Raw genomic sequence first — 22,355 nt, 5'->3', positions numbered from 1 at the left:
CCGACGATCTGGGGCGAGCCCCAGCCCCAGGTGTTGCCGCCCAGCGAGGCCACCAGCACCAGACACGTGGCGACGGCGGCGATGAGGAAGGTCCCCAGGTAGTCGATGACGTGCTTCGTCGACTTGCGGGGAATGCGCAGCACCACGGCGATCACGGCCAGCGCGACCACACCGACCGGAAGGTTGACGTAGAACACCCACCGCCAGCTCAGATGCTCGGTGAACAGCCCGCCCAGCAGCGGTCCGAGCACGCTCGTGGCCCCGAACACCGCTCCGAACAGCCCCTGGTAGCGGCCCCGTTCGCGCGGCGGGACGAGATCGCCGACGATCGCCATCGACAGCACCATCAGTCCGCCGCCGCCCAGCCCCTGCAGCGCCCGGAAGGCGATCAGCTGGGTCATGTCCTGGGACATGCCGCACAACGCCGACCCGATCAGGAAGATCACGATCGCGGTCTGGAAGAGCCGCTTGCGCCCGTACTGGTCCCCGAGCTTGCCCCACAGCGGCGTGGCGGCCGTGGACGCCAGCAGATACGCGGTCACCACCCAGGACAGATGCTCCATGCCACCGAGGTCGCTGACGATGGTGGGCAGCGCGGTGGACACGATCGTCTGGTCCAGCGCGGCGAGCAGCATGCCGAGCAGCAGGGCCCCGATCGAGACGAGGACGTTTCCGGACACATGGCGTTCTCTCGTGTCTCGCACATCCTCCGTCATACCGTGCGCATCCGCGGCCATGAAGACCTCCCGTGGCTCTCGTTTACTTCCCCATCGTGGTCGTTGTGACCGTTTACGGCCTGTTGAGTCCTGTTGGAAGCCGATATTCCGGGGGCTTCCGAAAGTCGGCTGTGGGCGGGGTCTGCATAATCTCTGGAGATTCTGAGGGGAGGGACGAACACATGGCGGAGTCGAACGGCCATCTGTGCCCGGAGTGCGGGGCACCGAGAGGGCCCGACAACACCCCGTCCTGCGGCTGCACCCAGCGCGCGTCGGACGCACTGCGGGACGCGCGTACGGCGGAGGCGGCCGCGGCGGAGGACTTCGATCCGCTGCGCATACGGCCGTACGTGGAGCTGGACGACGAGACCGCACCGGTGCGAAGGGTGCCCCGATCGGACGCGACGATGCCGCTGCGCTCGCTGGCACCGCCACCGGTCACCCCGAATGCCACCGATCTGAACCTGTTCGAGGTGGAGGCCGAGCCCTCCGCACCCGGCCCGACCACCCCCGCGCCGCCGCGCGGCACCCGACGCCGTGTCGCCCTTCTCGCCACCGCCGGGGCGGTCGTGGCCGTGGTCGCCGCGGCGGGGTTCGCCAGCGGGCTGTTCGCGTACGAGTCGCCGTCGCGGGACGAGGCCGCGCCGCAGGACGTACGCCCGGCGGTCCCGGACGCGACGACGACCCCGGCGTCGGCGCCCCCGTCCACGGCGACGGCGTCGTTACGGCCGTCCTCCGCGCCCCCGCCCGCCAAGGCGAGCGCGAGCCCGTCGGCCTCCCCGTCCCCGTCGAGGTCCAGCGCCTCCCCCAGCCCGTCCCGGTCGGCCGGCCCCTCGGCGACCCCGTCGGCCCCCGCCACGTCGGCTCCGGTGGCCGGGTCCGACGCGGCGCGCGAGGGGAACCCACCGGTCCTGCGGCGGGGCTCCGAGGGCCCCGAGGTGGTCGAACTCGAACTGCGGCTCACCCAGGTCGGGCTGTACTCACGCAAGGCGAGCGGGCACTACAACGAGGGGGTCGAGGACGCGGTCTCCGCGTACCAGTGGCAGCGGGGGATCCAGGTGCCGGAACACGGGGTGTACGACCTGACGACCCGGCAGCGCCTGGAATCGGAGACGACCGAGCCGTAGGTCGTCCTCGGGCACGGATCCGGGGAGGCCGGTCCCGCAGCCGCAGCTGCAACAGACCCCCGCATACGTAGAGGCGGGCCCCACCTGACCACCCACCAACAGCCGCAGCCGTAGGCCGTTCCGCGGGCACGGTCCGGTGGAGGCCGGCGCACAACGTGGTCGCGCACGCGCGGTGGTGCCGGGGACCGTGGGGGTCGCGCCCAGGCGGCGGCAGCCGCACCGGACCCGGCCCCCCGGGAACACACATCTACCCGACGTGGATCCCCAGCGTGCCGTCCTCCCGCGCTTCCACCCTCACCCGGGTCAGGTCCCGCACCACGACGTCCGGTCCGTGTACGCCCGCGCGTGGGCCGACTCCCACGACCCGCATCCCGGCCGCCTTGCCCGCCGCGATCCCCGCCCCGGAGTCCTCGAAGACCACGCACTCCGAAGGTGCCACGCCCAGCTCCGCCGCACCCTTGAGGAACCCCTCGGGGTCGGGCTTGCTCGCCCCGACGGACTCGGCGGTGACTCGGACGTCGGGCAGTTCGAGACCCGCGGCCGCCATCCGGGCCGTGGACAGCGGGACGTCGGCCGAGGTCACCAGCGCGTGGGGCAGCCCGCGCAGGGAGGCCAGGAACTCCGGCGCCCCCGGTATCGCCATCACGCCGTCCATGTCCGCGGTCTCCTCGGCGAGCATGCGCGCGTTGTCCGCGAGGTTCTGCTCCACGGGCCGGTCGGGCAGCAGGACCGCCATCGACGCGTGCCCCTGGCGGCCGTGGACGACCTTCATGACCTCGTCGCCGTCCAGCCCGTGCTGTGCGGCCCAGCGGCGCCAGATGCGTTCCACGACGGCGTCGGAGTTGACGAGGGTTCCGTCCATGTCGAGCAGGAGGGCGCGGGCGGTGAGCACGGTGGGGGCGGCGGTGGCCGTCATCGGCAGCTCCAGGACGCGGGACGGGGGCTTCGGAGGTGGCGGCGGTGTCTCCCCGCATCCCCCGGAGGGACAAGGTGGCCCCGCCCGCCGGTCAGGGAGAACGAGCGGGAGCCACTTTGTTTCTCTACGGTACAAAACCGGGCCGGTTCCCGCCACCATCCCCCGCAGATCCCCCGGAGACCGCCCGGCACAGTTCACTCACCGTTCAGCTCATCCGGACACGGCCTCCCACAGGCTCCACAGCCCGAGCGCCAACATGAGCAGCGCCGCGACCTTGGTGATCAGCTTCAGCGGAACCCGCTTCATCAGCGCCTTTCCGCCGACGATCCCGAGACCCGCAACCGCCCACAGTGCGAGCACCGCGCCGAGGCCGACGGAGAGCGGATCGTCGTATCGGGCCGCGAGGTTCGCCGTCATGATCTGGGTCAGGTCCCCGAACTCGGCGACCAGGATGAGCATGAACCCGGCCCCGGCGACCTTCCAGAAGGACTGGTCCTCGGGCTTGCGGATCTCCTCGTCGCCGTCGTCCTTCTTGAACAGCAGCACGGCCGCGCCGCCGAGGAAGAGCACGCCGGTCACCGCCTGCACGATCTGCTGCGGCAGCAGGGTCAGCACACTGCCGGCCGCCACGGCGAGCGCGACATGCAGCGCGAAGGCGGCGGCGACGCCGGCGAAGACGTAGGAGGCTCGGTAACGGGTGCCGAGGACGAGGCCGGCGAGCGCGGTCTTGTCGGGCAGTTCGGCGAGGAAGACGACGCCGAACACGACGGCCGTCACGGTCAGGCTGATCAAGGGTCCTCAATCGGTCGGGGCCGCCCCACCGAGAGTGTTCCTGCGAAACGACGCCTCGGCACGGCAGCACACAGTCAGTGCACTACTGGCCGAAGGTCTCGCTGGCCGATCCCTGAAGACCTGCCTCCGGGCGCCGGCTCAGACGAGCTGAGCAGTATGTCGACGGTCCGGCGAAGAGCTACTCCCCTTCAACGCCCTCCATCGTACGTGATCGTTTCGTGGCACATCTTGGCGCACGACCTTGCCGTACCCCTTGTCGTGTCATGTACGCGTCACTAACTTCTCACCGTACGCACATCTCCCCGCAACACACAGCCGCGAGCATTCGACCGCTCGCACTCCAACGCCCCCGCCCCCCAAGGGAGTTCGCATGCCGAAGTTCTACGCGCGTCGACGGTTGAGCATACTCGCCGCGCTGACCGGTCTCATAGCCTCCGTCGGACTCTTCAACGGTCCGACCGCCTCCGCCGCCCTCCCCACCCCGGTCAGCGCCGCCACCGCCCGCACCTACCTCGCCTCGCTCACCGTGGCGACGGAGAACCGCACCGGCTACGCCCGGGACCTGTTCCCGACGTGGATCACCATCAGCGGCACCTGCAACACCCGGGAGTACATCCTCAAGCGGGACGGCTCGAACGTCGTCACCAACTCCGCCTGCACCGCCACCAGCGGCAGCTGGTACTCCCCGTACGACGGCGCCACCTGGACCGCCGCCTCCGACCTCGACATCGACCACCTGGTCCCGCTCGCCGAGGCCTGGGACTCCGGCGCGAGCGCCTGGACCACCGCCCAGCGCCAGGCCTTCGCCAACGACGTCACCCGCCCGCAGCTGATCGCCGTCACGGACAACGTGAACCAGTCCAAGAGCGACCAGGACCCGGCCGAGTGGATGCCGTCGGTCACCTCGTACCGCTGCACCTACGTCCGCGCCTGGGTCCAGGTGAAGTACTACTACGACCTCTCCGTCGACTCCGCCGAGAAGAGCGCGCTCACGAGCTACCTCGCCAACTGCTGACCGATTCCGCGCCGGAATCTCCCCGCAGGCCTCGGTCGTTCCGTACCGTACGGGGCGACGGAGGAGGATCACGTGGCGGATCTGCGGGTGGGACCACTGCTCAGGTACGTCGACGGCTCGTCCGCGACCGTGTGGGTCGAGACGAGCCGTCCGTGCACCGCCGAGGTGCGCTGCTCGGACGGGACCGGGGGTGACGCCCCCAGCTTCCAGATCGCGGGCCACCACTACGCCCTCGTCCCGGTCGACGGCCTCTCCCCCGGCACCGAGCGGTCGTACGAGGTGTTCCTGGACGGCACACGCGTGTGGCCGCCGCCCGACTCGCCCTTCCCGCCCTCCCTGATCCACACGCCCACCGAGGAGGCGCCCGTCCGCGTCGCCTTCGGCTCCTGCCGCTGGGCCGCGCCCCCGAAGGGCGAGAAGGACCCCGTGGGCCCCGACGCCCTCGACACCCTCGCGGCCCGTCTCGCCGCCGAGCCGGAGGGCGAACGGCCGGACGTCCTCGTCCTGCTGGGCGACCAGGTCTACGCCGACGAGACCTCCCGGGCCACGCAGAGCTGGCTGGCCGCGCGCCGTGACCTGAGCGAGGCGCCGGGCAGCCAGGTGGCGGACTACGAGGAGTACACCCACCTCTACTACGAGTCCTGGCTCGACCCCGAGGTGCGCTGGCTGCTGTCCACCGTGCCCAGCTGCATGATCTTCGACGACCACGATGTCATCGACGACTGGAACACCTCCGCCGCCTGGGTCGAGGACATGCGCGCCCTCCCGTGGTGGCGGGAGCGGTTGCTGAGCGGGCTGATGTCGTACTGGGTCTACCAGCACATCGGCAACCTCGCGCCGGCCGAACTGGCCGCCGACCCGCTCTACGCCGCCGTACGCCGATCCCCGGACGGCACCGACGAGTTGCGCGCCTTCGCCTGCCGGGCCGAGGCCGACGCGGCCTCCGTGCGCTGGAGTTACCGGCGCGACTTCGGCCGGACGCGGCTGCTCATGGTGGACTCCCGCGCGGCCCGCGTCCTCGACGAGCAGAACCGCTCGATGCTGGACCCCGGCGAGGCCGAGTGGCTGCGCGGACAGGCGCTGGAGGAGCGCGCCTCCTACGACCACCTCCTGATCGGCACCTCGCTGCCCTGGCTGCTGCCGCATCTGGTGCACGACGCCGAGGCCTGGGACGCCGCGCTGTGCCGGGGAGACCGCGGGGCACGCTGGGCCCGGTTCGGGGAGGATCTGCGGCGCAAGGCGGACCTGGAGCACTGGGCGGCGTTCCCGGAGTCCTTCGCGGCGCTGGCGGATCTGATCGCCGAGGTGGGTTCGGGGCCCGAGGCGCCGGCGACGGTGCTGGTGCTGGTGCTGTCGGGGGACGTGCACCACGCGTACGTGGCCGAGCCGACGTGGCACTCCGGCGGACCGGACGCCCGCGTCCTCCAGCTCACCTGCTCGCCCGTCCACAACTCCGTGCCCGGCTACATCCGGTTCGGCTTCCGCTTCGGCTGGAGCGCGGCGGCGCGGGCGCTCGGGCGGGGGCTCGCCCGGCACGGACGCTGTGCGCGACCGCCGGTCTCCTGGCGGCACACGGGCGGCCCCTGGTTCGGCAACCAGCTCATGACCCTGACGCTGAACGGCCGTTCGGCGCGGCTGCGGCTGGACCATGCGCGGGATTCGGGCGAGGGCCGGACACGGCTGGTGACGGTCTCGGAGTCCGAACTCACCGGGAAGAGCGGACGCGAGGCGTCCCGGCTCACCAGGTGACCGGGCCCCGACAGGCCGGCACCCGTGTGGATTCGGACACACTTTCGGAAGCCGGTGCGAGGTCCCCAGAGCCCCTCCACATGCGGCTGGAGGTGGAACGGAAGGGACTGCAGAGGCAAACTGATGGCTAAATGTTGAACTTGAAAGCATTGCTGGGGCGCCCCTACCGTGGAGGGCTGATTCGGTCCCATCCCCCTGGGGCGACCCCCCTGTGGGACCGACCCGACCGAAGGAGTCCCCCACAATGACCGGACGCCTGAACAGCGCCCAGCCATACGCCCTCGGCCTGTACCGCATCGTCGTCGGCCTGCTCTTCCTCTGTCATGGCGCCGCCTCCCTCTTCGGTGTCCTCGGCGGTGCCGCGGGCACCGACGGCGGCACCCTCGAACCGGGCACCTGGCCCGGCTGGTACGCGTCCGTGATCCAGCTCGTCTGCGGCGCTCTCGTGCTGCTGGGGTTGGGCACGCGCGCCGCCGCGTTCCTCGCCGCGGGATCCATGGCGTACGCGTACTTCAAGGTTCACCAGCCGGTGGCCCTGTGGCCCATGGAGAACGGCGGCGAGGCAGCGGCGATGTTCAGCTGGGCCTTCCTGCTGCTCGTCTTCACCGGGTCCGGCGCGTTCGGCCTGGACCGGCTGTTCGCGAAGCGCTCGGCGGGCGGACGGAACCCGGCGGCGGAGCCGGTGGCCGTCTGAGCTGTCTGAGCCGTCTGAGGCGAAGCAGCCGGGTGAACATGGCGAGTTCGTCCCATGCGCCCCCCGTGAATCTCCTGTACCGGCCCACGCGTACGCTGTATGGCTGTCTACGGGGGAATCACGGGGAGTCGCGGTGTTGGAGAGCCTGGGGTCACTGACCGGCAGTCCATGGATCTACGCCATGGTCGCGTTGTCGGTGCTCCTCGACGTGTTCGTGCCGTTGCTGCCCAGCGGGGTGCTGGTCATCACGGCCGCGACCGCCGCGGCCGCGGGCAGCGCGGCGACCGGACGAGTCCCCGATGTGATGACCCTGATCCTCTGCGCGACCACCGCCTCCGTGCTGGGCGACCTGGCGGCGTACCGCCTCGCCTTCCGGGGCGGTGAGCGCCTCGACCGCGCGATCGCCCGCTCGCGTCGACTCACCACGGCGCAGGAACGTCTCGGCGACGCGCTCTCCGCGGGCGGCGGGGCCCTGGTGGTCCTCGCCCGATTCGCACCCGCCGGCCGCTCGGTGGTCTCCCTCCTGGCCGGCACCGCCCACCGCCGAGCCCGCGACTTCCTCCCCTGGTCCGCCCTCGCGGGCCTGTCCTGGGCCGCCTACAGCGTGGCCCTCGGCTACTTCGGCGCCCACTGGCTGGGAGCGACCTGGCTGGCGACGGGGGTATCGGTGGCGGCACTCTTCGGCGCGGGCGCGGCGGCGGCGTATGTGATGCGGCCACGTCAGGGGGCGGCGGAGGCGCGGTGACGGGGGCTGCGCCGGCGGGACGTCTGTCGGGTGCGGGCCGGTGAGGCGGCCGCGTCCAGGGGCGGCGGAGGCACGATGACGACGGCCGCGACGGCGGCTGGGAGTGCTACGGCGGCGGGACGTGTCTCGGGTGCTGGTCGGTGATATGGCCACGTCCGGAGGCGCGGTGACGACGACCGCGGCGACGACTGGGACTGCTACGGCAATCGCCGGACGTGCCTCAGCCGCTAGCCGGTGACGCGGCCACATCCGGAGGCGGGGGACGCGGCGGTGACCGGCGCTGCGACGGGGGCGACAGGACATGCGTCGGTTGGGGGGCGGCGGGGACTGGTCGCGCTCACTCGGGGAGCGGGTATCGACACGGCCCGCACCTCCGTAGGTGCGGCTGCGGCGGCAAGGCCTGGCCCCGGCCGCCCCGCACCAGCGTGCGTCCCCGACGCCGGGCCGGGTCAGCTCGCCTCGCGGCGAGTCGCTCCCCGGATCTCCAGCCCCTCCAGCAGTTCCGCCGTCGCCTCCGCGATCACCTCCACGGCCCGTTCGAAGACCTCGCGGTTGTGGGCGGCGGGGGCCCGGAAACCCGACACCTTGCGCACGTACTGAAGCGCGGCGGCCCGGATCTCGTCCTCCGTCGCCTCCTCGGGCAACACAGGCGGACGAAGCGTCTTGATACTGCGGCACATACCGACAGTCTCCCTCCCCGAGCGGATCGGCGCTTCCGCCCGCCCGTTCCGAATGCCATGATCCTCGCCGAGGCGGCCACCGACCCCGGGGCCGACCGACGAGAGGAACAACCCGACATGGCGCACGACTCCGCGCACCGGAAACCCACCGTGGCCGTCCTGGGCCCGGGCGGCACCGGCGGCCTCCTCGCCGCCCTCCTGGCCCGCGCCGGACACCGAGTGATCTGCCTGGCCGGCGAGGACACGGCAGACACCCTGCGCACGGCCGGCATCCAGGTCCGCAGCGGCACCTTCGGCGACTTCACGACCCCCGTCGAGGCCGACACCGAGCTGCGCGAACCGGTCGACGCCTGCGTGATCGCCGTCAAGCACACCTCCCTGCACTCCGCCCTCGACCGCGTCCCGCCCACCGCCCTGGGCGACGGCCTGGTCGTCCCCCTCCTGAACGGCGTCGAACACCCGGCGACCCTGCGCACCCGCTACCGCCCGGACCGGGTCGCCCCCGCGGTGATCCGCGTCGAGTCGACGAGGATCGCGCCGGGCGTCATCGAACACGGCAGCCCCTTCGCCGAACTCGACCTGACCGGCGACGGCGTCCCCCGCGAGCGCCTCGACGCACTGGCCTCCGCCCTGGCCGCGGCGGGCCCCGCGACCCGTGTCCTGGACGACGAGACAGCCGCCCTGTGGGACAAGATGTCCTTCCTCGCTCCCTTCGCCCTCCTCACCACCCTGCACGCCCGCCCCCTCGGCGAGGTGCGCACCCGCCACCGCGAGGAGCTGGCCGCGCTGGCCGAGGAGACCGCCGCGGTCAGCGCGGCCTGCGGCGGCCCCGCCGACCCCGTCCAGGCCCTCGCCCGCTACGACGCCTTCCCGCCCGGGATGAAGTCCTCGATGCAGCGCGACGCGGAGGCGGGGCGCCCCCTCGAACTGGACGCGATCGGCGGGGCGTTGCTGCGCGCGGCGGACCGGCACGGGGTGAAGGTGCCCGTCGCGGCCCGGGTGGTACGGGAGTTGACGGACACCGCAGGCTGACGGTCCACCCCGACCGCCACCCCCCGCCCTCACGCGCGCCTCATCAGCCGCCGTCCCCGCCCGTCAGGTCGAACCGCCAGTCGTTCGACCTGATCCAGTGCCCCTTCGGATACTCGAACTCGGCCTGTCCGAGCAGCGTGAAGCCCGCCCGGCGGCAGACGCCGTTCGACGCGGTGTGCTCCACGCTCGGGAACGCGTGCAGATACCGGTGTCCACCGGCGGCCCGTGCCTCCTGCACGACGGCACGGGCCGCCTGCGCGGCCAGCCCCAGCCCCTGGAACAGCCCGACGTACCGCCGATGCCGCGCGACGAGCTTCTCCTCGCTCTCGGGCCCGCCCAGGTGGTCGGTCATCTCAGGGCTGTTGGTCCGCTCCAGCAGCCAGAAGTCACCCTCCGCCCAGGGCACCAGCCGCACCTGCTCCGTATCCATGCCAGCCACCTTGGGCGGCAGGTCTGACAACGCCCCCGGCCTGCGGATTTGCCGAACCGGCAACAGACCTCGCGGTGTTCGCCGCTACGACGGAGGATCACGTAGGAGGTACGAGCCGCAGTGCAGACGTACGTTACGTATGGAGGACTCATGCCGCACGCCACCCACCGCCTGGTCCCCGGTCCCGCAGGCCGGATCCACCTCGTCGAGCAGGGCACCGGGCCACTCGTCCTGCTGCTGCACGGATTCCCGGAGTCCTGGTACTCGTGGCGCCACCAGCTGCCGGTGCTGGCCGCGGCCGGGTACCGCGCGGTCGCCGTCGACGTGCGCGGATACGGCCGTTCCTCGAAGCCGGAGGCGGTGGCGGCGTACCGGATGACCGAGCTGGTGGAGGACAACGCGGCCGTGGTCGAGGCGCTCGGCGAGCGTTCCGCGGTGGTCGTCGGGCACGACTGGGGCGCGACGATCGCCGCGCACTCGGCGCTGCTCAGGCCGGACGTCTTCCACGCGGTCGCCCTGCTGAGCGTGCCGTACACCCCGCCGGGCGGCCCACGCCCCAGCGAGGTGTTCGCGCGGCTCGGCGGTGACGAGGAGTTCTACGTCTCCTACTTCCAGGAGCCCGGCCGGGCCGAGCGCGAGATCGAACCGGACGTACGCGGCTGGCTGGCCGGCTTCTACGCCGCGCTCTCCGCCGACACCATGCCAAGAGCAGACGCCCACCCCGCGTCCCCCGACCCCCACTTCGTCGCCCCCGGCGGGCGGCTGCGCGACCGCTTCCCCGCCGACCGCCTTCCGGCCTGGCTCACCGAGGACGATCTCGACGTCTACGCCGGGGAGTTCGAGCGCACGGGCCTGACAGGTGCCCTGAACCGCTACCGCGCGATGGACCGGGACTGGAAGGACCTGGCCGCCTACGCGGGCGCACCGGTCGTCCAGCCCTCCCTCTTCCTGGGCGGCACTCTGGACGCCTCCACCACCTGGCTCTCCGACGCCATCGACGCCTTCCCCAGCACGCTTCCCGGTCTGCACGCCGCCCACCTCCTGGACGACTGCGGCCACTGGATCCAGCAGGAACGTCCCGAGGAGGTCGGCCGTTACCTGACCGAGTGGCTGGGATCGGTCGGGAGCGGGCGGTAGCGCACGGTCACCGCGGCCCTGCGGTCGCCGCCGTCGAGGGCTTCGACGGCTTCGACGGCTTCGAGGCGCACGGGAGCGCCGCCGGGGTTGTCGAACAGCCGGATCCCGTCGCCGAGCAGGACCGGCGCGATGTGGAGGTCGGTCTCGTCGATCAGTCCGCGTTCGAGGAGCTGCCGGCCGTCGGCGGCGGGCGGCGCGTCCTCGGGGTGGTGCGTGAGGACGAACAGCGGTCCCTGCCACGCGCCGCCATAGATGGCACCGGCGTCGGGGAAGGCGTCCCAGCCGTCCCGACCGCCCAGCACCGCCCCGGTCGTTCCGGCGTACTCCTCGACGAGACCCGGCCGGAACGAGACCCCCGCCATCCAGTCCGTCGTGTGCCCGGGACCCGCCACGAACCCGTCCAACGACATCGTGAAGTGCCAGAGCACCTTGCCTGCGGCGGTCTGCGGTTCCGGGTCCGCCGCCGACGTCGAGTCCACGTTCCGAGGGTTCTCCGGGGTCTTCGGATTCTCCATGACTGGTCCTCTCTCAGGGCGCTCCCTGCTCCCTGAGACCGGCCCCGTGCCCGAAAGTCATCACCTCGCCCGATGCGCGGCGACGGCCATGACGGCGAGGGAGGTCAGCGTGATGCATGCGCCGACGTAGAGCGGAGCCGTGTAGCCGAGGCCCGCCGTGATCGCGACGCCTCCGGCCCAGGCGCCCAGCGCGTTGCCGATGTTGGACGCGGACACGTTGGCACTGGCGGCCAGTGCCGCGCCCTGGGCGTGGTCGGTGACGCGGGTGATCATGCCGGGCACTCCGGCGAACCCGAACACGCCCATCAGGAACAGCAGCACCACCGACGCCGTGGCACCGGCGGCGAGCAGCCCGAACAGGGCCAGGGTGACGGTGAGACCGGCCAGGGCGAGGAGCAGCGCACGGTCACGGTCGTGGTCGGCGGCCCGACCGCCGATCAGGTTGCCGACGACCAGGCCGACGCCGTACACCATGAGCAGCCAGGCGACATCCGCCGGGGAGAAGCCGCCGACCTCGGTGAGCGTGTAGGCGATGTAGCTGAACGCGCCGAACATCCCGCCGTAGCCGAGCGCGCTGGCCGCCAGGGTCAGCCAGACCTGCTCGGAACGGAACGCGCCCAGTTGGGCGCGCAGGGCGGTGGGAGCCGTCGGTGTCTCCCCGTCACCGCTCGGCACGAACGCGACGATCCCCGCGAGCGCGAGCAGGCCGACCGCGGTGACCGCCCAGAACGCGGCCCGCCAGCCCCAGCGCTCCCCCACCAGCGCGCCGAACGGCACACCGAGCACGTTCGCGACCGTCAGCCCGGCGAACATGACGGCCACCGCGCGGGACTTGCGCTCCGGTGCGACCAGGCTGCGCGCGACGAGGGAGCCGATACCGAAGAACGAACCATGGCACAGCGCCGCGACGATCCGCCCGAGCAGCATCACCGGGTAGCTCGGCGCGACGGCGGACAGCAGGTTGCCGAGGACGAACAGGACCACCAGGCCGACCAGGACGTGTTTGCGGGGCAGCCGCGCGGTCGCCGCGGTCAGGGCGATCGCGCCGACCGCGACGCTCAGCGCGTATCCGGAGATCAGCCGTCCCGCGGCCGCCTCGGACACCGCGAAACTCGACGCCACCTGCGGCAGCAGTCCCGCGATCAGGAACTCGGTCAGCCCGATGCCGAACCCACCGACGGCCAAGGCGACAAGCCCACTTGGCATCCGTCGCCGTTCGATCGCCGGGCTATGCACGACAATCCTCAAGATCCGCTTTCATGAACCGACCTTCGCGTCCCGACCACTGACCGGTCCATGGACAAAGCAGCGACGATGCTTGGACGAAAGCGGGGACGATGTTCCTCATGGAGTTCGACCTTCGCCGCCGACGGGGAGACACCGACGGGAAGCGTGCACATCGTCGACCTGCCGTCCCCGGCGGCCGGACCGGTTGCCCCGACCGGTGGCGACCGGTATCTGGTGCTCGGTCTCGGCACGGGAGAGGCCTTGGGCACAGATCTCGTTTCGTTCGGTGAATTCGGCGTGTGCCGGCGTAGTCGTTTGCGTGCGGATTCGAGGCCGCCGAATTTCGCCTGGAGGGTTTGGAAAGTCACGGAATTCCGTTCCACGGAGACTTTTCCAACCTGGGAGGGCGCCGATCGGTAAATGGTCAGCGTGACGTTGCGAGTTGTTGGGACACTTCGTCGGTGACCGGTTCTGCACTGCCTCAACTGCTCCGCCCTCGTGCCCTGAGGCCCGGAGATCTCGTCGTTATCGCATCGCTGTCCGGGCCGCTCCACGCTGCTTACGAGCCTGACCTCGAGCAGGCGGTGGTCGTGATCGAGCGGATGGGATTCCGCGTGCGTCGGGCACCGCTCCTCGAAGCAGGGCGGCACCACTGGTGGAGCGCGACGCGGCCGGCGGAGATCGCAGAGGAGTTCAATGGACTACTGCGTGATCCTGAGGTGCGCGCGATCATCGCGCATGACGGTGGCCAGACGGCGCTCGGTTACCTCGACCTGATCGACGTCGAGGCGATCGCGGCCGACCCCAAGCCGATCCTCGGCTACAGCGACATCTCACTGCTGCATCTGGTGCTTTATGCGCGCACGGGTCTGGTCGGATTCCATGCCGACGTGGCCACCCCCGGACTCGGCGGGCACTGGCAGGCCGCGTCAGCAGGACGCAGAGCGGAACTTGAAAAGCTCTACTCGACGCTGCTGACCGGCGGCGAGGCGATCGGTGCGCTGCCGGCCACCCCGTCGTGGGAGTGCTGGCGTGCCGGTCGCACCGAAGGCCGGCTGATCGGCGGGCTGCTCAATCGCATCGCGCTGTCGCAGGCAACACGTTTCGCGCTGCCGCTCGAACAGTTCGACGGCGCGGTGCTCTTCTGGGAGGAGGCGGGCGGCCAGGCATCGCATGTGTGGAGCTATCTGCAGGTACTGCGGCACTCCGGCATCCTCGACCGGATCTCCGGCATGGTCGTGGGCGTCCCGCACGCGATCGACGGCCTCGACTCGCCCGACACGTCCCCGACCCTCCCCGAGCTGGTTCTCGACGTCCTCGGCGACCGCGACATCCCCGTCCTGGGCAACGTCGAGTTCGGACATGCCGGCCCGAATCTGCCGATGCCGGTCGGCATCCGCGTCGGCCTCGATGCGCAGCAGCGGACACTGTCGCTGCTTGAACCGGCGGTACGGCCTCTCATGGTGAGGGAACCGGTCGGCTGAGTGGCTGTTGTTGTTCCGAACGTGAGGAGTGCTGGTCGAACGGGAGTCACCTGAACTCCCGACCCGACCGGTCCTCCCCCGCCGTCGTGACCTCCGCGTCCATCACATCGGGCGGCAGCATGACCGCGCGCACCGGGTGGGCGTCACGTCGCCGAGGTGTCCGGCCGCACGGCGAGGCCAGAGCACCCACAGGTACGACGCCTGGCGTACCGCCACCACCAGCGTCCTCGCAGCAGTGCGCAGCTTGTCACCCGAGCGGTGGGAGGCGAGGACGTCCGCAATGGCCAACCGGCGGCGACTTGTGAAAATCGCTGTCCGATCATCGGAACACGGTGATAGACATCCGGCGTGGAAAAGAATCTTGACTTCCCTGACCTGTTGCGACTGATCGATGAACGGTCGACCGCCTTCCGCGCCGTGGTCGCCGCCGCTCCCGGTCTCGACGCGCAGGTGCCGACCTGCCCCGGGTGGACGCTGTTCGATCTGGTGAAGCACCTGGGTGGGGGAGACCGTTTCTGGGCCGCCATCGTCGGCGCGGGGTCTGCCGACGCTCCCCCGGCCGAGGCCGTCGCCGCGCGCGCCGCGCTGGAAGTGCCGCAGGAGCGTGAGGCCCTGCTGGCCTGGCTGGACGCGTCGACGCAGCTTCTGCTGGACGCCCTGCGCGCGGCGGGACCGGAGAGCGGTTGCTGGACGTGGTGGCCCGCGTCGCAGTCACCGCAGACCGCCGGCGGCACCGCCCGGCACCGGGTCCAGGAGACCGCGGTGCACACCTACGACGCCCAGCTCGCCGGGGGCGCCCCGCAGCCGCTGCCGGTCGAGCTGGCACTCGACGGTGTGGAGGAGTTCCTGTTCACCGTCTGCGCAACGCCGAGTGCCTGGCCGCACAAGCCCACGGCCTTCGACTTCCACGCCGCCGAGGGCCGCTCCTGGCGCCTCACCGTCGACGGCGACGGCGCACGCACCACCCGCATCCCCGCGCCCACCGCCGCGACCGGCGAAGACTCGGACGCAGCCGGCGCCTCCGTCCACGGCACGGCCAGTGAGCTGGTCCTCTACCTGTACGACCGGATCCAGGCCGACTCCTTGCACGTTGACGGAGACGCAGGGCTGCTCGACCTGCTCCGCGCCTGGGAGCCGGAGGAGAAGTAGGACGTAGCGGGGGCGGTTGGCCGCGCCTCGAGCCGGTAGGACACGACTCTTCGCCAGGTTCGTCAGTCGCGGCACCGGGCTCGAACCCGCGAGGCGGCCTCGGGGCGTCACCAAGCCGACCGTCTACCTGGATGGCAGTGCGAATTTGTCCGTCCCAGCGATCACGAGAAGCGACGCAACTGCCGTCTCGAAGCCAACGTGCGGTCCAGGAGGCCCTGTTGTCGCATCTCTGCCGAGTGGGCGATGGTCACTGCTGCCGGTGTGCCGGGCTGGCTGCGGGGCCGGGGCGGAGCGGGCAACCGGAGGCTTATTGCCACCGCGCGATGCTGGACGCGATCCGCTGCCTGGTCGCGGCCCGCTCGCTCTCGCAGTAGCCGAGCACGACGACAGCCGCCACGGGGAGTAGTTGCGGCTGACACTCTCACCGGGCAGTCCAGCATCAAGGCGCTGGCCCATTCCGTCAGCCGCAACCCGACGGTACGGCCACGGTGGAGGTCCACGAGTGGGAGTTCGGCGGGCGACGCTGACAGCCCGTTCTCGGGGCAACCGCACAGGGACCAGCCGCACGAACAAGGAGTGTCCACGCGATGGGTACCGCCGTCCGCGTCCCGCAGACCCGGGACATGATCGGGGACGAGCTCTCCGGAGACGAGGCGTTCACCGCCCTGCGCCACTACGGCGGGCTGCGGCTGCTGGCCGACTCCTTCGCGCGGTTCCGTTACGCCGACGGCTTCACCAACGCCCGGGCCCTCGCCTTCCAGGTGGTGCTCGGACTGGTTCCGTGCACCGTGGCGCTGGTCGGTCTGGCCACGTCGGTGCACACGGAGGGCGTGGGCCGGATCATCGAGCTCACGCTCGGCCGGATCGTGCCGGGCGCGAGCGCCGACGTCGTGAAGGACGCCTTCGACGGGACGCGGCGCACCGCGCACGGCAGTGTCTGGAGCACGCTCGCCCTGTGGCTCGGTCTGGGTTTCGCGCTGTTGAACCTCGCCTCGGCCATGGGCCAGATCGAGCGCGGCGCGAACCGGATCTACGGCATCGAGCGCGACCGTCCCTTCCCGCGCAAGTACGCGCGCGGGATCGTGCTTGCGCTCGCCGCCGGTCTGCCCCTGGTGCTGGGGTTCGTCGTGCTGGTCGCCGGAGAGGCCGTGGGCGACGCGGTGGCCGAGTCCGCGGGCCGGGAGGGCGGCGGGCCGCGCTGGTGGGGTGTGCTGGACCTGCCGGTGGGGCTCGCGCTGGCCTGGGTGGCCTCCGCCGTGATCTTCCGCTGGTCTCCGCGCCGGGTGCAGCCGGGTTACACCTGGCTGGCCTTCGGCTCGGCCGTACATCTGCTGCTGTGGGTGGCGGCCACCTGGCTGCTCGCGCTGTACGTCGAGGAGAGCGGAGCCTTCGGTGCCGTGTACGGGCCGCTCACGGCCTTCATCGCCCTGCTGCTGTGGGCGAACCTCACCGCCGTCGCCCTGTTCCTCGGCATCGCGTTCGCCGCCCAGCTCGAAGCGGCCCGCGCCGGCATCGAGTCGGCCGTCCATCCGGATCCCGGCCCCGGGGAGTGAGGCCGCCCGGCAGCGCCGTCGCCCGGCCGGGGGGTGAGCCGGAGTCCGCCCGGCGGTCCCCGCCGTCAGACTTCCGCCGCGGCCGTGACCGTCGCGGGGTCCACGCCGGTCAGTTCGACGATGCGGTGCGGTGGCACGCCGGCGGCCAGTGCGCGGCCGATCAGGCCGTCCCGGCCGTCCGCGTAGTCGCGGTAGGTGAGCAGCTCCTCCTCGACCCCGGCGAGGGACTCCGGCGCCAAGTGGTGGCGGACGCGGCTCAGTTCCTCCTCGCTCAGCGGCACGGGCAGCCGTTCGGCCCCCTCGGGCACGGCGGCGGTCTCCTCCGGCGGCAGCAGACGCAGATGCGGGGAGGTCGCCGTGGTTCCCTGGGCGTCCAGCCACGCCCGGACCGCGGGCGTCTCCATGCACGCGAGCTCGCCGACGGCGGCGGGGGCCACGCCCAGCCGCGCGGACGCGTTGTCGAGCAGGAACAGATAGGCGTCGTCGGTCATCCTCGGCTCCTTCACACCAGGGGCAGAACGACCTCCCCTTACCCCGCCTTCCCCGGCTAATGTTCGGGTTCGGTGAGTGACCCCGAAGGAGTGAGGACATGCCCGGTCTTCCGAGCGCGCGTTGACGTCGTAGGCCGTCCGGCCTGTCATCGCGTGCCGCCCCTGACGGTGTGGCACAGCAGCCTTCGATCCGAGGATCTCCGTGCCGTCCACTTCCTCCGTCATGTCCGATTCCGGTCGCCCCGCCCCGTCGAGCCTGTGGCGGAACGGCGACTTCCGTAGCCTCTGGGTGGGCCAGAGCGCCTCCCAACTCGGCGAACAGACAAGCCTGTTGGTGTTGCCGCTGTTCGCCGTCCTGACCCTCGACGCCGGTGCCGGCCAGTTGGGCCTCCTGCGCGCGGTGGGGCAGGCGCCGATCCTGCTGCTCTCGCTCTTCGTCGGCGCGTGGGTGGACAGGTGGCGCACCCGCACGGTGATGGTCCTGTCCGACGCCGGCCGGGCGCTGGCACTGGGCGCCGCCGCCGTGGCCGGGCTCCTGGGGCTGCTCGGTCTGCCCGCGCTGTTCGTGGTCGTCTTCACCGTCGGGGTCCTGTCCGTGTTCTTCGACGTCGCCTACCAGTCGTCTCTCGTGCGGCTGGTGAGGCGCGACCAGTTGGTTCAGGGCAACAGCGCGCTCGAGGGCAGCCGGTCCGCGGCGCAGATCGGCGGTCCCGCCCTCGGTGGGGCGCTGGTGTCCTGGCTGTCGGCACCGATCGCCGCCGCGGCGGGCGCGCTGTTCTTCGCGCTGTCGTTCCTGTCGATCCGACGGATCCGTCGCCGCGAGTCGATACGGGAGCACTCGGGACGTCCCCTGGGCACAGGCCGGCGGATTCGTGAGGGTCTGCGTTTCGTCGCACGCGACACCTCGCTGCGGACCGTGTGCCTCGCCTCGGCGGCCTTCCAGTTCTCCTTCGCCGCGCTGATGACCGTCTATCTGCTCTTCCTGCCCCGGGAACTGCATCTGTCGGGCGCCGTCGTCGGACTGTGTCTCGCGGCTACGGGGCCGGGCGCGCTGCTGGGCTCCCTGCTGGCCGCCCGACTGCCGGGCCGGTTCGGTCATGGCGTGGTGCTGGTGTCCGCGGCGGCGCTCGGTGACGGCGCGTTCCTGTGGGTGCCGGCGCTGCGCGGTTCGTCCGCGGTGACGGTTGCCGCGCTCCTCGTGGTCGGCTTCGTGTTCGGGGCGGGCGGCCAGTTGGTGAACGTGACGGTCATGGCCGTGCGGCAGGCGGTCACCCCGGACGGGATGCAGGGCCGCGCGGCCGCCACGATCACGTTCGTCGGGATGGGGCTGACCCCGCTCGGCTCCCTGCTCGGCGGATACCTCGCACAGGAGTGGGGATTGCGCACCAGCCTCCTGGTGACGGCCGCGGGCATGCTGCTGTCGCCGGTCCTGATGGCCCTGTCCCCGCTCGCCCGCCTGGGCCGGACGCTTCCGGTAGCGGCGGGCCACACCGATCCCGCGTCCGAGCTCCGCACAGGACCCACGCGTCCCTGAATCGCCGTCCCGGGCGGGCGGACGCCGCCCGTTCGCATGAACCTCCGGAAGCGACTCGCGCCTCAAAATCGAACAGGCGTAGCATTGTGTCGTGGCTAAGACCTATGACTTTCCGAGTGACCTCCTCGCCGGTCAGGAGGAGCTGCATCAGGTCCGGGCCGAGCTGTCGGCCCTGCTCAAGCGGCTCCCTTGGTCGGTCGCGCCTCTGGACGGCTTCAGTGACGACAACGGCTGGCGGAAGGTGGAGCGCCCCGCCTCCCCCGGCTGGACCCCCGACGAACAGGCCGAGGTGGAGAAGCTCCGGCGACGCGAACACGAACTCGCGGTCTTCGTCACCACGCACCGTTTCTGGACGGAAGTGGAGACACCGGACCGCGTGGACGCCCGGACCGGGCTGAAGCACGCGACCGGCACGCGGGAAGCGGGCTGAACGACGAAGGACCCCGGCCGAGATCGGCCGGGGTCCTCTCCTGATGTGGGCGCGGACGGTTTCGAACCGCCGACATCCTGCTTGTAAGGCAGGCGCTCTACCCCTGAGCTACGCACCCGAGACGAGTCGACAGCCTACCTTGCCCATGGCCCTGCCCTGCAAACCCTTACTCGGGGGACGCGGGGACGTCAGGGTCGGTACTGGGGAAAACCCCACCCCCGATCCGGGAGCGGCCCGGATCCCCCGCGGGCGCCCCGGTCCCTAAGGTCGAAGCAGGGTCGCGGAGTGACCGCGGCCGCCCGTCCAGGGCTCGACGAGGGCTCGACAAGGGCTCGATCCAGGGGGAGATCATCATGTTCCGTTCCGTTCCCGCACGTGCCGCCGCCGCGGCCGGGGTCGTCGCGCTCGTCGTCGCGGGGGCCACCGCCTGCGGTGCCTCCGCCGGGGACGACAAGACCCCCGACCACAAGTCCTTCGCGCTCCAGGGCCGCACCCTGACCGTCGACTCCGACGACTCGGCGCTGGAGATCGTCGCCGCCGATTCGAACAAGTCGGGGACGGTCGAGGTCACCCGCTGGTTCCAGGGGACCGTCGCCGTCGGCAAGGACCCCGAGGTGACCTGGTCGATGAAGGGTGACCGGCTGGTGCTGCGGATGAAGTGCAGCGGCGTCATAGCCGACTGCGCGGCCAAGCACCGTATCGAGGTGCCGCGGGACGTCAGCGTGAAGGTGCAGGACGGCGACGGCAGTGTGCGGGCCAGGGGGTTCACCCGGCCGCTGAGCATCAGCACCGGGGACGGTTCCGTGGGGGTCACCGACTCCAGCGGGCCGCTGGAGCTGCACAGCGGCGACGGGTCGATGCGCGTGGAGGTCACCTCCCGCCGCGTCACCGCCCGCACCGGCGACGGCTCGGTCCACCTGGAACTCGGTGCCGTACCGGACCGGGTGCAGACCCGCAGCGGCGACGGCTCGGTGACCGTCGAGCTGCCGAAGGCCACCTACCGCGTCGACACGAAGTCCGGCGACGGAGGGGTCGACGTGTCCGTGCCCCGGTCCGACTCCAGCGACCACGTCGTGTCCGCCCAGAGCGGAGACGGGAAGATCACGGTGCGAACCGCGAACTGACCGGGCCGTGTGTTCGTCCCTTACCGGTGGGAGAATGACACCGGGCACCGCCAGGACGGACCACAGCACGGGAGAGGGATGTGACGGCGACACCATCGCAGCCGTACTCGTCGTCGTCGGTGCCTCGGGCACAGTCCTCGGTGCCGCGGGCACACCGGCAGGCGTTCAAGGACACCCTCACTCTCGTCGGCCTGCCCCTGCTCGCCGCCCTCGTGCTGCCGGCCGCGTTCGCCGGCGGCGGCACCCGGCGCTGGTTCGGTGGGCGCGCGGAGAGCCAGCGGGCCGAGGCGCAGGCCGCGAAGGACGCCGCCGCGGCCGCGTTCTACGAACTGGACACCGCCCAGCGGGATCTGCGGATCTCGATAGAGACCATCACGGCCGTCGACGACTCCCCCGCCGCCCGGCGGGCGGTCGCCGACTTCCAGGCGATCAGCGGGCGGATCGACGAGGCCAGCCTGCGCTACATCGAGGCCGTCGACGCCCATGACCTCGACCGGGACGACCTGGAGGCGTCGGTCGCAGCCCACGCGCGTACCGAGCTCACCCGGGCCAAGGACGACCTCGGCAACGTCAAGAAGGAGCTGGACCGCTTCGGCGACAGCCTCGGCCCGCTGCTCGGCAAGGCCGAGACCCAGCTCGCCCGCGTCGCCCCGGCCGTCGAGCGGGCCCGGCAGGGGCTGCTGGCCGCCTCCAAAGCCCTGGACGCCGTACGGCAGTCGGGGCTGAAGGCGGACGACCTCGCCGCCCGGCTCGCCGCCCTCGGACCCGACCTGACCAAGCTCAACCAGGGCGCGGGACAGCACGGCGTACCGGAGACCCTGGAGCGCGCCGAACGGGTGGCCCGGGAGGCCGAGTCGATCCGGGTCGAGGCCGAGCGGCTGCCGGAGCGGGCCGCGGAGATCGACCACCGGCTCGTCTCGCTGCGCACCCGCGCCGAGGCCCTCACCACCCGCGCGGGCCAGGTCGACCCGGTCCTGAGCGAACTGCGCCGACGGTTCACCGCCGCCTGTTGGCAGGACCTGCAACACGTCCCGGACCAGGCCGCGCAGAACGTCCGGCAGGCCGAGCAGAAGCTCCGCGAAGCCCGTGCCGCGCGCGACGAACAGCGCTGGCCGGACGCGACCTCCCTGCTCTCCACGGTCCGCGCCCTGCTCAACACCACCGACGAGTCGGTCTCCGCCGCCGGCGACCGGCTGCGCCGGCTGAACGCCGTGCAGAAGGACCCGCAGCAGGAGATCGACCGCACGCGCTTCGCGATCCGGGACGCGCAGCGCCTCGCCATGAGCGGCCGCACCACCCCCGACCCACGGCACGCGCGCCCCCTGGACGACTCGGTGGCCCGCCTGGACCGGGCGATCGCCACCCTGGAGGGCCGCCACCCCGACTACTGGCACTTCCTCACCGAGACCGAAGCGGTACGGCAGACGGTGGCCCGGGTGGTCTCGCAGATCCGTGAGGAGCGCGGGGGCGCGCACTGAGGGTGCGTCATGCGTCACCTACTCGCGAGCGGGAAATTGAATCTCGCACGAACTAGACAAATCGCCCTTTTTTGCATAGATCGCCCCAATCCGGTGACATGGACTAAGACCCGCATATCTCTCGCAAAAGGAGATGGTGGTATGTCCTCCACCGAGTTCCAGCTCGAGGACCTCACCGAGGTTCCCGGCACCGACGTCGAAGCGGCTCTCGACCCCGTCGAGGCCGACGGCTACTACCGCGACAGCCGCCAGTGCGCGGCACTTGCTCTGACGTCCTCGTCGACCAGCCTCCTGCTGTCGCCTCCGACGCCACGGCCGAAGAAGGGCTGACGGGAGA

Annotated in this window: 23 protein-coding genes and 1 tRNA gene; 15 read left to right on the top strand and 9 right to left on the bottom strand. The window is 71.5% G+C overall.

The window, feature by feature from the left end; translation table 11 throughout:
* Nucleotides 1-737, bottom strand: a 737-nt coding sequence (locus ACFVYN_RS36590) for an MFS transporter (RefSeq protein ID WP_390006452.1), incomplete at its 3' end; no start/stop codon positions are given.
* A 161-nt stretch (nucleotides 738-898) separates the two neighbouring features.
* Here ACFVYN_RS36590 and ACFVYN_RS36585 point away from each other — a divergent pair.
* Nucleotides 899-1,843, top strand: coding sequence for a peptidoglycan-binding domain-containing protein (locus tag ACFVYN_RS36585; protein ID WP_390006450.1), 945 nt, complete (start codon nucleotides 899-901; stop codon nucleotides 1,841-1,843).
* Nucleotides 1,844-2,090: 247 nt separating this feature from the next.
* On the opposite strand, the gene ACFVYN_RS36580 is transcribed toward ACFVYN_RS36585, so the two are convergent.
* Complete coding sequence (locus ACFVYN_RS36580; protein ID WP_390006448.1) at nucleotides 2,091-2,759, bottom strand: HAD-IA family hydrolase; 669 nt, start codon at nucleotides 2,757-2,759, stop codon at nucleotides 2,091-2,093.
* Between the two features lie 210 nt (nucleotides 2,760-2,969).
* Complete coding sequence (locus ACFVYN_RS36575) at nucleotides 2,970-3,551, bottom strand: TMEM165/GDT1 family protein (RefSeq protein ID WP_390006446.1); 582 nt, start codon at nucleotides 3,549-3,551, stop codon at nucleotides 2,970-2,972.
* A 370-nt stretch (nucleotides 3,552-3,921) separates the two neighbouring features.
* Between ACFVYN_RS36575 and ACFVYN_RS36570 the strand changes: the two genes are divergently transcribed.
* From ACFVYN_RS36570 to ACFVYN_RS36555, 4 genes are all read left to right on the top strand, one after another.
* Nucleotides 3,922-4,566 (top strand): HNH endonuclease family protein, encoded by a 645-nt coding sequence (locus ACFVYN_RS36570; RefSeq protein ID WP_390006445.1) that lies wholly within the window; start codon nucleotides 3,922-3,924, stop codon nucleotides 4,564-4,566.
* A 72-nt stretch (nucleotides 4,567-4,638) separates the two neighbouring features.
* A complete protein-coding gene (locus ACFVYN_RS36565; protein WP_390006443.1) occupies nucleotides 4,639-6,315 on the top strand; it encodes an alkaline phosphatase D family protein in 1,677 nt (558 codons plus the stop codon).
* Nucleotides 6,316-6,559: 244 nt separating this feature from the next.
* Nucleotides 6,560-7,009 carry a DoxX family protein gene (locus ACFVYN_RS36560; RefSeq protein ID WP_390006441.1) on the top strand — a complete coding sequence of 150 codons (450 nt, stop codon included), beginning with the start codon at nucleotides 6,560-6,562 and terminating at the stop codon, nucleotides 7,007-7,009.
* A 181-nt stretch (nucleotides 7,010-7,190) separates the two neighbouring features.
* Nucleotides 7,191-7,754 (top strand): DedA family protein, encoded by a 564-nt coding sequence (locus tag ACFVYN_RS36555; RefSeq protein ID WP_390006453.1) that lies wholly within the window; start codon nucleotides 7,191-7,193, stop codon nucleotides 7,752-7,754.
* A 449-nt stretch (nucleotides 7,755-8,203) separates the two neighbouring features.
* Here ACFVYN_RS36555 and ACFVYN_RS36550 read toward each other — a convergent pair whose 3' ends face one another.
* Complete coding sequence (locus tag ACFVYN_RS36550) at nucleotides 8,204-8,434, bottom strand: DUF2277 domain-containing protein (protein ID WP_390006440.1); 231 nt, start codon at nucleotides 8,432-8,434, stop codon at nucleotides 8,204-8,206.
* 117 nt (nucleotides 8,435-8,551) lie between these two features.
* Between ACFVYN_RS36550 and ACFVYN_RS36545 the strand changes: the two genes are divergently transcribed.
* Complete coding sequence (locus ACFVYN_RS36545; RefSeq protein ID WP_390006438.1) at nucleotides 8,552-9,466, top strand: ketopantoate reductase family protein; 915 nt, start codon at nucleotides 8,552-8,554, stop codon at nucleotides 9,464-9,466.
* A 43-nt stretch (nucleotides 9,467-9,509) separates the two neighbouring features.
* Here ACFVYN_RS36545 and ACFVYN_RS36540 read toward each other — a convergent pair whose 3' ends face one another.
* Nucleotides 9,510-9,896: a GNAT family N-acetyltransferase gene (locus ACFVYN_RS36540; RefSeq protein ID WP_390006437.1), complete on the bottom strand. Its 387-nt coding sequence runs from the start codon at nucleotides 9,894-9,896 to the stop codon at nucleotides 9,510-9,512.
* 150 nt (nucleotides 9,897-10,046) lie between these two features.
* Here ACFVYN_RS36540 and ACFVYN_RS36535 point away from each other — a divergent pair, with 150 nt between their 5' ends.
* Nucleotides 10,047-11,033 (top strand): alpha/beta hydrolase, encoded by a 987-nt coding sequence (locus tag ACFVYN_RS36535; RefSeq protein ID WP_390006435.1) that lies wholly within the window; start codon nucleotides 10,047-10,049, stop codon nucleotides 11,031-11,033.
* Here the strand turns inward: ACFVYN_RS36535 and ACFVYN_RS36530 are convergent.
* Together ACFVYN_RS36530 and ACFVYN_RS36525 are read right to left on the bottom strand one after the other, a co-directional pair.
* Entirely contained in the window at nucleotides 10,991-11,548 is a 558-nt protein-coding gene (locus tag ACFVYN_RS36530; RefSeq protein ID WP_390006434.1) for a dihydrofolate reductase family protein, read from the bottom strand. The genes ACFVYN_RS36535 and ACFVYN_RS36530 overlap by 43 nt on opposite strands.
* 60 nt (nucleotides 11,549-11,608) lie before the next feature.
* Nucleotides 11,609-12,754, bottom strand: a complete 1,146-nt coding sequence (locus tag ACFVYN_RS36525) for an MFS transporter (protein ID WP_390006433.1) — start codon at nucleotides 12,752-12,754, stop codon at nucleotides 11,609-11,611.
* Between the two features lie 482 nt (nucleotides 12,755-13,236).
* Here ACFVYN_RS36525 and ACFVYN_RS36520 point away from each other — a divergent pair, with 482 nt between their 5' ends.
* From ACFVYN_RS36520 to ACFVYN_RS36510, 3 genes are all read left to right on the top strand, one after another.
* On the top strand, nucleotides 13,237-14,259 hold the full coding sequence (locus tag ACFVYN_RS36520; protein ID WP_390006431.1) for an LD-carboxypeptidase: 1,023 nt from the start codon (nucleotides 13,237-13,239) through the stop codon (nucleotides 14,257-14,259).
* A gap of 348 nt (nucleotides 14,260-14,607) precedes the next feature.
* Nucleotides 14,608-15,408 (top strand): maleylpyruvate isomerase family mycothiol-dependent enzyme, encoded by an 801-nt coding sequence (locus ACFVYN_RS36515; RefSeq protein ID WP_390006430.1) that lies wholly within the window; start codon nucleotides 14,608-14,610, stop codon nucleotides 15,406-15,408.
* A 587-nt stretch (nucleotides 15,409-15,995) separates the two neighbouring features.
* A complete protein-coding gene (locus ACFVYN_RS36510; protein WP_390006428.1) occupies nucleotides 15,996-16,961 on the top strand; it encodes a YihY/virulence factor BrkB family protein in 966 nt (321 codons plus the stop codon).
* A 65-nt stretch (nucleotides 16,962-17,026) separates the two neighbouring features.
* Here ACFVYN_RS36510 and ACFVYN_RS36505 read toward each other — a convergent pair whose 3' ends face one another.
* The gene (locus tag ACFVYN_RS36505; protein ID WP_390006426.1) at nucleotides 17,027-17,452 is read right to left on the bottom strand and encodes a DUF6003 family protein; all 426 of its coding nucleotides are present in this window, start codon (nucleotides 17,450-17,452) and stop codon (nucleotides 17,027-17,029) included.
* Between the two features lie 223 nt (nucleotides 17,453-17,675).
* On the opposite strand from ACFVYN_RS36505, the gene ACFVYN_RS36500 reads away from it, so the two are divergent.
* The gene (locus ACFVYN_RS36500) at nucleotides 17,676-18,986 is read left to right on the top strand and encodes an MFS transporter (RefSeq protein ID WP_390006425.1); all 1,311 of its coding nucleotides are present in this window, start codon (nucleotides 17,676-17,678) and stop codon (nucleotides 18,984-18,986) included.
* A 91-nt stretch (nucleotides 18,987-19,077) separates the two neighbouring features.
* Nucleotides 19,078-19,416, top strand: a complete 339-nt coding sequence (locus ACFVYN_RS36495) for a hypothetical protein (RefSeq protein WP_390006423.1) — start codon at nucleotides 19,078-19,080, stop codon at nucleotides 19,414-19,416.
* A 46-nt stretch (nucleotides 19,417-19,462) separates the two neighbouring features.
* Here ACFVYN_RS36495 and ACFVYN_RS36490 read toward each other — a convergent pair.
* Nucleotides 19,463-19,534 (bottom strand) — tRNA-Val (locus ACFVYN_RS36490).
* 235 nt (nucleotides 19,535-19,769) lie between these two features.
* Here ACFVYN_RS36490 and ACFVYN_RS36485 point away from each other — a divergent pair.
* From ACFVYN_RS36485 to ACFVYN_RS36475, 3 genes are all read left to right on the top strand, one after another.
* Nucleotides 19,770-20,540, top strand: a complete 771-nt coding sequence (locus tag ACFVYN_RS36485; RefSeq protein WP_390006421.1) for a DUF4097 family beta strand repeat-containing protein — start codon at nucleotides 19,770-19,772, stop codon at nucleotides 20,538-20,540.
* Between the two features lie 80 nt (nucleotides 20,541-20,620).
* Nucleotides 20,621-22,018 carry a hypothetical protein gene (locus ACFVYN_RS36480; RefSeq protein ID WP_390006420.1) on the top strand — a complete coding sequence of 466 codons (1,398 nt, stop codon included), beginning with the start codon at nucleotides 20,621-20,623 and terminating at the stop codon, nucleotides 22,016-22,018.
* A 141-nt stretch (nucleotides 22,019-22,159) separates the two neighbouring features.
* A complete protein-coding gene (locus ACFVYN_RS36475) occupies nucleotides 22,160-22,348 on the top strand; it encodes a hypothetical protein (RefSeq protein WP_390006419.1) in 189 nt (62 codons plus the stop codon).
* Nucleotides 22,349-22,355 lie beyond the last annotated feature (7 nt).

Origin of the sequence: Streptomyces sp. NPDC058307, from assembly GCF_042880295.1 — a bacterium.
Classification (GTDB): Bacteria; Actinomycetota; Actinomycetes; order Streptomycetales; family Streptomycetaceae; genus Streptomyces.
Note: the sequence above shows the minus strand (reverse complement) of the source record. Positions and strands in the feature narration are given on the sequence as shown.

Bases quoted from the DNA above. Each gene is read 5' to 3' on its own strand.
- ACFVYN_RS36550 (WP_390006440.1), bottom strand. From the start codon at position 8,434: ATGTGCCGCAGTATCAAGACGCTTCGTCCGCCTGTGTTGCCCGAGGAG.
- ACFVYN_RS36560 (WP_390006441.1), top strand. From the start codon at position 6,560: ATGACCGGACGCCTGAACAGCGCCCAGCCATACGCCCTCGGCCTGTAC.
- ACFVYN_RS36525 (WP_390006433.1), bottom strand. From the start codon at position 12,754: ATGCCAAGTGGGCTTGTCGCCTTGGCCGTCGGTGGGTTCGGCATCGGG.
- ACFVYN_RS36475 (WP_390006419.1), top strand. From the start codon at position 22,160: ATGTCCTCCACCGAGTTCCAGCTCGAGGACCTCACCGAGGTTCCCGGC.
- ACFVYN_RS36580 (WP_390006448.1), bottom strand. From the start codon at position 2,759: ATGACGGCCACCGCCGCCCCCACCGTGCTCACCGCCCGCGCCCTCCTG.
- ACFVYN_RS36570 (WP_390006445.1), top strand. From the start codon at position 3,922: ATGCCGAAGTTCTACGCGCGTCGACGGTTGAGCATACTCGCCGCGCTG.
- ACFVYN_RS36545 (WP_390006438.1), top strand. From the start codon at position 8,552: ATGGCGCACGACTCCGCGCACCGGAAACCCACCGTGGCCGTCCTGGGC.
- ACFVYN_RS36535 (WP_390006435.1), top strand. From the start codon at position 10,047: ATGCCGCACGCCACCCACCGCCTGGTCCCCGGTCCCGCAGGCCGGATC.
- ACFVYN_RS36500 (WP_390006425.1), top strand. From the start codon at position 17,676: ATGTCCGATTCCGGTCGCCCCGCCCCGTCGAGCCTGTGGCGGAACGGC.
- ACFVYN_RS36510 (WP_390006428.1), top strand. From the start codon at position 15,996: ATGGGTACCGCCGTCCGCGTCCCGCAGACCCGGGACATGATCGGGGAC.
- ACFVYN_RS36540 (WP_390006437.1), bottom strand. From the start codon at position 9,896: ATGGATACGGAGCAGGTGCGGCTGGTGCCCTGGGCGGAGGGTGACTTC.
- ACFVYN_RS36555 (WP_390006453.1), top strand. From the start codon at position 7,191: ATGGTCGCGTTGTCGGTGCTCCTCGACGTGTTCGTGCCGTTGCTGCCC.
- ACFVYN_RS36530 (WP_390006434.1), bottom strand. From the start codon at position 11,548: ATGGAGAATCCGAAGACCCCGGAGAACCCTCGGAACGTGGACTCGACG.
- ACFVYN_RS36585 (WP_390006450.1), top strand. From the start codon at position 899: ATGGCGGAGTCGAACGGCCATCTGTGCCCGGAGTGCGGGGCACCGAGA.
- ACFVYN_RS36505 (WP_390006426.1), bottom strand. From the start codon at position 17,452: ATGACCGACGACGCCTATCTGTTCCTGCTCGACAACGCGTCCGCGCGG.
- ACFVYN_RS36485 (WP_390006421.1), top strand. From the start codon at position 19,770: ATGTTCCGTTCCGTTCCCGCACGTGCCGCCGCCGCGGCCGGGGTCGTC.